Here is a 10,025-nt window from a genome sequence, read left to right on the forward strand (position 1 = left end):
ACTCTGCTGCTGAATCCAGCTGGCCATGGGTTGAAAAACGGGTCCCGATCATCTTGTTCGGGGCCCGTTTGTTATCTGCCGTTGTCGGTCACGCCATATTGTAAGGCTCAGTAGTCGTACTGTTTGCACTGCTTCTTGCGAAACTCTTCGCGCCAGCGTGACAACTCCTGCTCCGTGCCGAGCGTGTCCCCTTTCTTGATGGCCTGTTCCAGTATCTCAATCCGGTCGTACAGCCAGCGGCACTCTGCCGTCGGGTTGTTCTTGCCGATGCCGGTCAGCGGCAGCAACCCGAGTCCCAGCCAAAGATATTTCATCCCGAACGCTCCTTGTCATTGTGGTGGTAAAGGTCTCCTTGGAGTCTATGATTCTAGCTCCAATGAGAGAGATAGAGCTGCGGTTATCCTTGGGGTAAGATGATGCCATGTCTGTTTATTTATACAGTGGTATGCGCAAGGTCATCCATATCGACATGGACTGTTTTTTTGCCGCGGTAGAGATGCGGGACAACCCGGCGCTGCGGGAGGTGCCGCTCGCCATCGGTGGGGCCTCCGAACGGCGCGGCGTCATCTCGACCTGCAACTACGTGGCGCGCCGGTTCGGGGTGCGTTCCGCCATGCCGAGTGCCCTGGCGAAAAAGCTCTGCCCGCCGCTGGTACTGATCCCGGGGCGGATGGCGGTGTACAAGGATATCTCCCGTCAGCTCAGGGCCATTTTCCTGCGCTATACCGATCAGGTTGAACCGTTGTCGCTGGATGAGGCCTATCTCGACGTGACGCACAGTCGCTGTTGTGGTGGCAGTGCCACCCTGATGGCGCAAGAGATCCGGCAAGCCATCGTCACCGAACTGGGATTGACCGCCTCGGCGGGTGTGGCGCCCAACAAGTTTCTCGCCAAGATCGCCTCGGAGCAGCGCAAACCCGATGGTCTGTTTGTCATTCGCCCCGACGAGGTGGCCGAGTTTGTCTGCCAGTTGCCCCTTGGCAAACTGCCCGGGGTGGGCCGCAAGACCGCCGAGCGGCTGGAGGCGCAGGGGCTCTACACCTGCGAGGATGCGCGAACCTTGTCGGCACAAGAGCTGTGCAGTCGTTTTGGCAAGCTGGGGGAGATGCTGACGACCCGGATCTGGGGGCTGGATGAACAGCCGGTGCAGGCGCAGCGGATCCGCAAAACCATCGGGGTGGAGACCACGCTGGCGAGCGATCTCTGTGACGAAGCCGCCTGCCTGACGGTACTGCAACAACTGTTGCCGGAGCTGGAGCGGCGATTCCAGCTCGCGTGTCCTGCCGGGCAGGTGATGGGCCAGGGGATTAAACTCAAGTTTGCCGACTTCCACCAGACCACCGTCTATCGCAGTCAGGGTGGCTATCAGCCAGCCTTGTTTGCCCCGCTGCTCAAAGAGGGGCTACTGCGGGCGCAAGGGCGTTCAGTTCGCCTGCTGGGATTGGTGGTGGGTTTGCCAAAAGAGGGTGAAGTTAATCAACTCTCGCTGGATTTGCTGTGAGAGAGTTAAGTTTTTGTTTATAAAGTCGATAATCTATCCATATCTGTATGACGTAGGAATATTGGCATGAGTGCTCTTTCTGTCCAGGGTCGGATTACCCTGATCACCGGTTGCTGTCTGTTAGTGACAGCCGCCGCCCTGGTTGCCTCTTCGATTTACAACGCGAACAAGATGCAAGCTCAGGTGCGACAAGCCACCCTGCACGAGGCGCAGCAGTCAGCCGAAAACTGGATGAAGGCGATGGGCTCGGAGCAGGCGGCCAAGGTGACCAGCTATCTCGATGAAGCCTATTTTCGTGCCAGCTTGCTGGCTGAGAGCGTACTGTTCCAGCGCAAGAATGGGGCCGAGAACTTTGTCCAGTCAGAGGCGCTGCGCAGCGCCATCAATCAGCAACTGCACGATGCCGCCGCCTCATCGACCAATCTGCTCGGTGTCTATACGGTGTTCGAGCCTGACCAGCTGGATGGGGAAGACAGTAACTATGAGGGCTCGACCGCGCTCGGCGCCAACGACAAGGGGCGCTTCTCCAGTTATTGGGCGTATGACAACGGCAAGCTGGTGCCCGAGGTGCAGAATGAAGATGTGCTTGCTGACGACAGCCCGACCGAGGCCGGTGGTGTTGAAAACGAGTGGTATCGCTGCAGCATTCGCACCCGGGCACTCTGCCTGCTGGAACCCTATCTGGACGATGTCGGCGACAAGAAAGTCTTGATTACCTCAGTCTCAGTACCTTTGCTGGAGCAGGGAACATTACTGGGGGTAGCTGGCGTTGATATCTCCCTGACGACCTTGCAGGATCTGGTCTCTACCATGGACAAGGAGCTCTATGACGGCAAAGGCAGAATATTGCTGGTCAGTCATGAGGGGCGCGTGGCGGGGGCCGATGAGTTTGATGTGACCTTGGGGCGGGAGCTGGATCAGAAGTATCAGGGGCTGGCCAGCGAGCTGCAAGGCTGGCTCAATCAGGGTCAGGAACAGACGCGCTGGAGCCGCGATGGCGCCCTGTTGCAGAGTTTTGTGCCGGTATCCATGCGTGGTACCGATCGTAAATGGGGCATCTACATTGAATTACCACGGGCCGTAGTGCTGGCCTCGGCCCAGCAACTGCAGGATGATCTGGCCAGTGAGGCCAATCGCAGCGTGGTCTCGCAACTCTCTATCGGAGTGCTGATCTCGTTGGTGGCCCTGAGCTTTATCTGGTGGATGGCGCGCCAGATCGTGGCACCTATTCGCGCCGTGGTTGCTCGCCTCAAGGATATCGCCAGCGGCGAGGGGGATTTGACCCAGCGTATCGAGATCCAGCGGCAAGACGAGATTGGCGAGCTGGCCAAGTGGTTCAACAGCTTCCTCAACAAGCTGCAATCGACCATCAGCCAGGTGATTGATACCGTTGCCGGCACCCGCAACAGTGCCGAGCGGGCGGCGCAGGTGGCCGAGCGCACCAGTAGTGGTATGCAGGCCCAGTATCAGGAGATCGATCTGGTGGCGACGGCATTTGAAGAGCTGAGCGCCACGGCGATGCAGGTCTCCGGCAATGCCAGCTCGGCGGTGGCGGCCGCCAACACCACCGATGCCGCGGCGCAAGAGGGCAAATATGTGGTGGCTGACACCCAGGAGGCGATGCGCAAGCTGATGGCCATCATCAACGATGCCCAGCCGGTGGTGGAGCGGCTCTCGGCCAACAGTGGCAACATCAATGACATTCTCACCGTTATTCAGGGGATTGCCGAGCAGACCAACTTGCTGGCGCTGAACGCGGCCATTGAAGCGGCGCGAGCCGGTGAGCAGGGGCGTGGCTTTGCCGTGGTGGCCGATGAGGTGCGCAATCTGGCCGGTCGTACCCAGAATGCCATCGTCGAGATCCAGACTCTGATCAGCCAGCTGCAGTCCGGTACTGGCGCCGTGGTCAAGGCGATCCGCGATGGTCATGGCCAGGCTGACGAGACGCTCGCCAAGGTGGATCTCTCGGTGCAGGTGCTGGAGCAAATCATCCAGTCGGTCTCCACCATCCATCAGATGAACGAGCAGATTGCCCGGGCGGCGCAGGAGCAGAGCCGGGTCGCGGACGAGATCAACCGCAACGTCAGCAACATTCGCGATGTGAGCCACACCATTCGGGCCGAAGCGGCGACCTCCGCCGAAAATGGTCGCGAGCTCTCTGCGCTGGCTGACAAACAGCAGCAACTGGTGGGGCAGTTCAAGGTATAGCGGGATCAAAAAAGGCGCCATCCAGCTGGAGGCGCCAAACACATTCAGATGACAGACTGGGTCAAATCGAGAAGATTTGAGCCCCTCTTCCCGCAGAGGAAGAAACACAACACCACAATCACAGTCGAAAGACTCACGAAAAACACATGTAAACCAACATGTAGTAGAAAATGTGAGCCATATGACGACTGATTGCTGGGCGAATTATGTTTATTCACTGGTCGACCCGCAACCGACAAATTATAATGCGCCCCATTAGAAAAACTCATCGTCGGCTGGTGTCATGTCTCGTCGTTTACCTCCGCTCAATGCCCTCAAGGCGTTTGAAGCAGCGGCTCGTCACTTAAGCTTTACCCGCGCAGCAGAAGAGTTGTTTGTGACTCAGGCTGCCATCAGTCACCAGATCAAGGCGCTGGAGGAGTATCTTGGCATCAAGCTGTTCCGCCGTAAAAACCGCTCCTTGTTGCTGACCGAAGAGGGGCAAGGCTATTTCCTGGATATCAAGGATATCTTTGCCTCCATCTCTGAGGCGACCGACAAGCTGCTGGCCCGCAGTGCCAAGGGGGCGTTGACCGTCAGTCTGCAGCCGAGTTTCGCCATCCAGTGGCTGGTGCCGCGGTTGGTCAAGTTCAGCGAGCGCCACCCCGATATCGACGTGCGGATCAAGGCCGTTGATCTTGACGAAGGGTCGCTCACCGACGATGTGGATGTGGCCATCTATTACGGGCGCGGCAACTGGCCGGGTCTGCGTTGCGACAAGCTCCATACCGAATACCTGATCCCGGTCTGTTCCCCCTTGCTGCTGACCGGGCCCAAGCCACTGCGTACGCCGCAAGATTTGACTCTTCATACCCTGTTGCACGATACCTCCCGTCGCGACTGGAAGGCCTGGTTCCGCCAGCTCGATATCGATGCACCCAACGTCAATCAGGGGCCTATCTTCAGCCACTCCACCATGGTAATCCAGGCGGCGATCCACGGTCAGGGTGTGGCGCTGGGTCACAGCGTGCTGGCGCAACCCGAGATTGAGGCCGGTCGCCTGATCTGTCCGTTCGAGCAGGTACTGGTGAGCAAAAATGCCTTCTATCTGGTGTGCCAGGAGCAACAGTCGGATCAGGGCAAGATCGTAGCCTTCCGCGACTGGATGCTGGAGCTGGTAGAGCAGGAAGAGGCGCGTCGCAGGGCAAGGCTTGCCGATGCCTGAGGTGATCCGCGAGGGGGCAGTTGATGCCCCCGTTCGCATTTTACTGGCCCACGGTGCGGGCGCCGGGATGGATCACCCCTTTCTTGCCGAGCTGTCGCGCCTGCTGGCCGGCCCCGACATCGAAGTGGTGCGCTTCAACTTTCCCTACATGACAAGGCGGGCAGAGGATGGCAAACGCCGTCCGCCGGACAGAGCTCCGGTGCTGCTCGCCCATTGGCATGAAATGATCCGCGAGTTTGCCCATCCACGACTGTTTCTGGCGGGCAAGTCGATGGGCGGGCGGATGGCGGCGGAGCTGTATAGTGAAGGCGAGGGTGAGATGAATGCTGCAGGATTGCTCATTCTCGGGTATCCTTTCCACCCTCCGGCCAAGCCCGACAGTTGGCGAGGCGAGGTACTCAAGCATATTGCAGTGCCAACCCTGCTGTTGCAGGGGGAGCGCGACACCTTCGGTAGTCGCGCCGAACTGGCCGATTTCCCCTTCTCACCCGCCGTATCGGTCCATTGGTTGACCGATGGTGATCATGGTTTCAAACCGCGTAAAGCCAGTGGCGTGAGTGAGCAGGAGAATATGCAGCATGCGGCGGCGGCTATCAGCCATTTTATCGCCCGGCACGGATAGCACGAGAGGGTTGGCCTTATGGCCAGCCGTGATGAGAGAGGGAGAGTGAGGATGCAGATCCATCGACATTGGCTGATACTGGCCGGTCTCTTCGGGTTGACGGCCACCATGCTGGGGGCGTATGGCGCCCATGGATTGGCGGCGACCGGTATTACGCCCGAGCGTCTGGCGGCGTTCAATACCGCCGTGCAGTATCAGTTTTTTCACGCATTGGCCCTGCTGGTTCTGGGCTGGTGTGGTGTGCGCAGCAAGGTGATCCACCTGGCTGGCACCGCCTTTGTGCTGGGGATCATCGGATTCTCCGGCAGTATTTACGCCATGGTGCTGCTTGGCAGCAAGGGGTTGGGGTTGATTACCCCGGCCGGTGGCCTCTGTTTTATGTTGGGATGGGCGGCTTTGATTTGGGCCGGCTGTCGTCTTGGAGGAAAAAATGAATAATCTGCTGCTTTATTGCCGCCCCGGTTTTGAGAAAGAGGCGGCTGCAGAGATCACCGAGCGTGCCGGTAACATGCAGTGCTACGGTTTCGCCCGGGTCAAGGACGACAGCGGTTATGTGATCTTCGAACTGTATGACGAGGAGCAGGCGGACCTGCTGGCTCGCAAGCTGCCGTTCCGGGAGCTCATCTTCATCCGTCAGATGCTGGTGGTGACCCATGAGCTGAAGGCGCTGGATGTCGCGGACAGGATCACTCCCATCATCGAGGCGGTTCGCGAATACACCATTTGCGGCGATCTGCGGGTCGAGACCGCGGATACCAACGAAGCGAAAGAGCTGTCGGCCTTCTGCCGCAAGTTCACCGTACCGCTTCGTCAGGCGCTGCGCAGCAACGAGATCCTGACCAAGAAGGAGACGCCGAACCGTCCGGTGTTCCACGCCTTCTTCATGGCCAATGATCACGTGTTGCTGGGCTACTCCTATTCGTTCAACAACTCTGGATTCCACATGGGGATCCCGCGTCTGCGCTTCCCGGCCGATGCACCGAGCCGCTCCAGCCTCAAGCTGGAAGAGGCGTTTTACGTGTTCGTGCCGCGGGAAGAGTGGGATATGCGTCTCTGCTCCGGTCTGAAGGCGGTGGATCTGGGCGCCTGCCCGGGCGGTTGGACCTATCAGCTGGTGCGTCGTGGCATGATGGTGACGGCGGTCGACAACGGCATGATGGCCCAATCCCTGATGGATACCGGTCAGGTCAAGCATATCCGGGATGACGGTTTCGTCTGGCGTCCGAGCAAGAAGAACACCTACTGGCTGGTGTGCGACATGGTCGATAAACCGGCGCGGGTCGTTCACATGATTGCGGACTGGTTCCGTGAGGGCGACTGTCAGGAGGCGATGTTCAACCTCAAGCTGCCGATGAAGAAGCGTTATGCCGAATCGGTGCACAATATCGAGGTATTGCGCGAGATGCTCAAGGAGATCGACAACGCGTTCGTGATCCAGGCCAAGCAGCTCTATCACGATCGGGAAGAGATCACCGTGCATGTTTATAACAAGTACTGGGTCTCCAAGCTCGAGCCCAAGGCGTGATGTAAGCGTTCAGCCCGTACGATAAATACCAAGGCCGACAGGGAAACCTGTCGGCCTTTTGCTATCCGGCTGCCGGAAAATATCAGAAACGGTAATCGAGGCGCAGGGAAGATTCGTCGTCGGTCACCTTGATCTCGATCTGCAGCGGGATGGTTTTGTCGACCGGATTGAACTGCATTTTTATCCCGTCTCCTCTCAGTCTGACGGCGGTGTTCATGCCGCCAGCCTTGAACTTGACCTTGGGTCTGAAGCGTTCGACCGACAGACTGACGCTCTTCTCCGGGGTCAGATTGAGCTGCGGGTAGGAGGTGATCTTTTGATTACCGAAGTTGTCGGTGGAGACTTCAATACCAAATGACAGGGGTTTGGGCGTCTTGAGCAGGTCGTTGGTATCCAGGCTAGAGCGCCATCCCTCGGTGGCAGTCCGTTTTTCCTGCTGCGGCAGTTTGGCGGTTTGGGTTGATTGCGCCTGTTCGAAGGCACTGGCAGTGCCACCCACCAGCAGTAGACCCGAAACCAGATAGCACCCGTATCCCTTCATGAAAAACACTCCCTGTTCTTCTTCTCTATTGAACATAGTTGCTGTTCGGGGAGTGGCAAAGGATTCGGAAATATAAAAAAGGGAGCCGAAGCTCCCTTTTTAAATCAATGGATTAACTCACAGTCGATCGATGATCGCCTGGGTGAATTCACTGGTGGAGGCGCTGCCGCCCAGATCGCGGGTGACCCGGTCACCGGATTCGATGGTAGCTCGTACGGCCTCGCGGATCCGCTCTGCTTTATCCTGCATGCCGAGGTATTCCAGCATCTGGATGGAGGCGAGGATCACCGAGGTCGGGTTGGCAATGTTCTTGCCTGCGATGTCGGGCGCAGAGCCATGGACCGCCTCGAAAATGGCGGCGCCATCGCCGATGTTGGCGCCGGGTGCCATGCCCAGGCCACCGACCAGACCGGCGCAGAGATCCGAGAGGATGTCGCCGAACAGGTTGGTGGTGACCATGACATCGAAACGCTCCGGATACATCACCAGATTCATGCAGGCGGCATCGACGATCATCTCTTCGCTCTGGATATCCGGGTAGTGGCTGGCGATTTCACGGGCCACTTCGAGGAACAGGCCGGAGGTCGACTTGAGGATGTTCGCCTTGTGGATGATGGTGACCTTCTTGCGCCCTTCCTGACGAGCCAGCTCGAAGGCAAACTTGACGATGCGCTCGGCCCCTTCGCGGGTGATGATGCTCATCGCCTCGGCGCTCTTGTTGTCATCGCTGCGCTTTTGGCCTGCACCCGAGTACATCCCTTCGGTATTTTCACGCACCGTGATGATGTCGATGTTGTCGTAACGGCTCTTGGTACCTTTGAAGGAGATGACCGGACGCACGTTGGCGTAGAGATTGAATTTCTTGCGCAGGGAGACGTTGATGGAGGTAAAACCACCGCCGACCGGCGTGGTCAATGGCCCTTTCAGGCTTACCTTGTTCTTCTCGATCAGATCCAGGGTAGCCTGGGGCAGCAGCTCGCCATGTTTCTCGAGGGCAACCAGACCTGCATCAGCATATTCGTATTCGAAATCGCAGCCCGCATGGGTCAGGATCTGGATGGCTGATTCAATGATGCTGGGGCCGATGCCGTCGCCGGGGATCACGGTAATTTTTCTTTTGGACATGAGAGGGTTCCACTTCCAGGGTATAGGGGAGGATGGGGCTGCTTTATAGCATTTACTCAGCAAACCAACCACATTCCTTTACATTCTACTCACTTTCATCAACAGCGAGGGTGAGTCTCGTCATGGTTCGCACCCTTGCCTGCATTTTTGTTCGGCCATTTAGTCTGACTGGGGCGGGTAGCGGATGTCCCGCAGGTTGAATCCCAGCACAATATCCCGCTGCAAGCGCACCAGCCGCTGGGCCAGCAGGGCTTCATCCTGGTGCTGGCGCAGCTTGATCAACGGTTTGGTGGCATCCTCTTGCTGGCAGACCTCGAGCATGGCCGCCAGATTGCCATACTGCTGCAACAGCTGGGTGGCGGTCTTGGGGCCAATACCGGGTACTCCCTTGATATTGGAGCCGCTGATACCGGTCAGGGCCCAGAAGTCGACCAGCTGCGCGGGGGTTACCCCATACTGCTGCTGGACGAAGGCCGCATCCAGCCAGCGTTTGTTGAAGTAGTCGCGCACCCGGATCTGCGGGCAGATGAGCTGGCAGAACCCCTTGTCGGTGGAGATGATGGTCGCCTGATGGCCGTGGCTGGCGATGCCGCAGGCGAGAGTGGCGATGAGATCATCCGCCTCATCGGTCTCGGAGAGCAGGGCATCGACACCGCACTCCCAGAACGCATCCTGCAGGGTCGCCAACCCCTCACGCAGTTCGGGGGGCATGGGCGTGCGCCCCTCCTTGTAGGCCGGATAGACCTCTTTGCGCCAGCTATGCACCTCGCCGTCAAAGACCGCGATGACATGGGTCGGTTCGCTATTGGTCAGCAGCTTGCGGCAGGTATTGATAAGGTTGGCGCGGGTGGCTACCAGCGCCTGGGCAGGAGTCAGTGCCTGCTGGGCCTGTACCGCGTGCAGACGGCGAATGAGGTTGAGGGCATCGATGATGAGCAGGTGTGGCCGGATAGTTGACATGGGGCACTCTTGGCGGTCGGGACGCCCCATTGTAACAAACCACTCGCCTGATGGGGGATTGATGGCAGTCTGTAGTGGTCTAATCATCCCGGACACCATTTTAGGTGGTACAGTCGCCACCATGACCTGAGGTGTTCAATGACAAGATTACGTCGCTCATTTACTGCCGAATTCAAACTCGAAGCCGCATCCCTGGTGCTCGACCAGGGATATTCTGTCCCCGAAGCAAGCCGTTCACTGGATGTCGGTGAAACCGTGCTTCGTCGCTGGGTTCAGCAACTGCAATCGGAACGCTGTGGTACAACCCCAATCAGCAAAGCACTGACCCCAGAACAGCAG

11 protein-coding genes are annotated in these 10,025 nt (G+C 58.3%); 7 read left to right on the forward strand and 4 right to left on the reverse strand.

Annotated features, from left to right (window positions below; all coding sequences use genetic code 11):
- Nucleotides 1-107: 107 nt before the first annotated feature.
- Nucleotides 108-314, reverse strand: a complete 207-nt coding sequence (locus tag BSP75_RS17210; RefSeq protein ID WP_075114012.1) for a hypothetical protein — start codon at nt 312-314, stop codon at nt 108-110.
- A gap of 131 nt (nt 315-445) precedes the next feature.
- Between BSP75_RS17210 and dinB the strand changes: the two genes are divergently transcribed.
- The 6 genes from dinB to rlmM all read left to right on the forward strand — a co-directional run bounded on the left by dinB (nt 446) and on the right by rlmM (nt 7,060).
- Nucleotides 446-1,501: a DNA polymerase IV gene (dinB, locus tag BSP75_RS17215; RefSeq protein ID WP_075114013.1), complete on the forward strand. Its 1,056-nt coding sequence runs from the start codon at nt 446-448 to the stop codon at nt 1,499-1,501.
- A 66-nt stretch (nt 1,502-1,567) separates the two neighbouring features.
- Entirely contained in the window at nt 1,568-3,709 is a 2,142-nt protein-coding gene (locus BSP75_RS17220) for a methyl-accepting chemotaxis protein (protein ID WP_075114014.1), read from the forward strand.
- 283 nt (nt 3,710-3,992) lie between these two features.
- Nucleotides 3,993-4,913: a transcriptional regulator GcvA gene (locus BSP75_RS17225; RefSeq protein ID WP_042058376.1), complete on the forward strand. Its 921-nt coding sequence runs from the start codon at nt 3,993-3,995 to the stop codon at nt 4,911-4,913.
- Nucleotides 4,906-5,535, forward strand: a complete 630-nt coding sequence (locus BSP75_RS17230; RefSeq protein WP_075114015.1) for an alpha/beta family hydrolase — start codon at nt 4,906-4,908, stop codon at nt 5,533-5,535. The genes BSP75_RS17225 and BSP75_RS17230 overlap by 8 nt, the downstream gene beginning before the upstream one ends.
- Before the next feature lie 51 nt (nt 5,536-5,586).
- On the forward strand, nt 5,587-5,973 hold the full coding sequence (locus BSP75_RS17235) for a DUF423 domain-containing protein (RefSeq protein WP_058052208.1): 387 nt from the start codon (nt 5,587-5,589) through the stop codon (nt 5,971-5,973).
- Nucleotides 5,966-7,060, forward strand: a complete 1,095-nt coding sequence (gene rlmM, locus BSP75_RS17240; RefSeq protein WP_042058383.1) for a 23S rRNA (cytidine(2498)-2'-O)-methyltransferase RlmM — start codon at nt 5,966-5,968, stop codon at nt 7,058-7,060. The genes BSP75_RS17235 and rlmM overlap by 8 nt, the downstream gene beginning before the upstream one ends.
- Before the next feature lie 82 nt (nt 7,061-7,142).
- On the opposite strand, the gene BSP75_RS17245 is transcribed toward rlmM, so the two are convergent.
- The 3 genes from BSP75_RS17245 to xni form a co-directional block, all read right to left on the reverse strand.
- Nucleotides 7,143-7,601 (reverse strand): hypothetical protein, encoded by a 459-nt coding sequence (locus tag BSP75_RS17245; RefSeq protein WP_075114016.1) that lies wholly within the window; start codon nt 7,599-7,601, stop codon nt 7,143-7,145.
- Nucleotides 7,602-7,718: 117 nt separating this feature from the next.
- Complete coding sequence (locus tag BSP75_RS17250) at nt 7,719-8,726, reverse strand: isocitrate dehydrogenase (protein ID WP_042058388.1); 1,008 nt, start codon at nt 8,724-8,726, stop codon at nt 7,719-7,721.
- A gap of 159 nt (nt 8,727-8,885) precedes the next feature.
- Nucleotides 8,886-9,686: a flap endonuclease Xni gene (gene xni / locus BSP75_RS17255; protein ID WP_075114017.1), complete on the reverse strand. Its 801-nt coding sequence runs from the start codon at nt 9,684-9,686 to the stop codon at nt 8,886-8,888.
- Nucleotides 9,687-9,824: 138 nt separating this feature from the next.
- Here xni and BSP75_RS17260 point away from each other — a divergent pair.
- A partial coding sequence (locus tag BSP75_RS17260) for a transposase (RefSeq protein ID WP_148140754.1) occupies nt 9,825-10,025 on the forward strand: 201 nt, incomplete at its 3' end.

It is taken from the genome of Aeromonas sp. YN13HZO-058, from assembly GCF_001921245.1.
Taxonomy (GTDB): Bacteria; Pseudomonadota; Gammaproteobacteria; order Enterobacterales; family Aeromonadaceae; genus Aeromonas; species Aeromonas allosaccharophila.

Excerpts from the sequence above, each read along its gene's own strand:
- BSP75_RS17210 (WP_075114012.1), bottom strand. The coding sequence starts at position 314 with ATGAAATATCTTTGGCTGGGACTCGGGTTGCTGCCGCTGACCGGCATC.
- BSP75_RS17230 (WP_075114015.1), top strand. The coding sequence starts at position 4,906 with ATGCCTGAGGTGATCCGCGAGGGGGCAGTTGATGCCCCCGTTCGCATT.
- BSP75_RS17245 (WP_075114016.1), bottom strand. The coding sequence starts at position 7,601 with ATGAAGGGATACGGGTGCTATCTGGTTTCGGGTCTACTGCTGGTGGGT.
- BSP75_RS17225 (WP_042058376.1), top strand. The coding sequence starts at position 3,993 with ATGTCTCGTCGTTTACCTCCGCTCAATGCCCTCAAGGCGTTTGAAGCA.
- BSP75_RS17250 (WP_042058388.1), bottom strand. The coding sequence starts at position 8,726 with ATGTCCAAAAGAAAAATTACCGTGATCCCCGGCGACGGCATCGGCCCC.
- dinB (WP_075114013.1), top strand. The coding sequence starts at position 446 with ATGCGCAAGGTCATCCATATCGACATGGACTGTTTTTTTGCCGCGGTA.
- rlmM (WP_042058383.1), top strand. The coding sequence starts at position 5,966 with ATGAATAATCTGCTGCTTTATTGCCGCCCCGGTTTTGAGAAAGAGGCG.
- xni (WP_075114017.1), bottom strand. The coding sequence starts at position 9,686 with ATGTCAACTATCCGGCCACACCTGCTCATCATCGATGCCCTCAACCTC.
- BSP75_RS17235 (WP_058052208.1), top strand. The coding sequence starts at position 5,587 with ATGCAGATCCATCGACATTGGCTGATACTGGCCGGTCTCTTCGGGTTG.
- BSP75_RS17220 (WP_075114014.1), top strand. The coding sequence starts at position 1,568 with ATGAGTGCTCTTTCTGTCCAGGGTCGGATTACCCTGATCACCGGTTGC.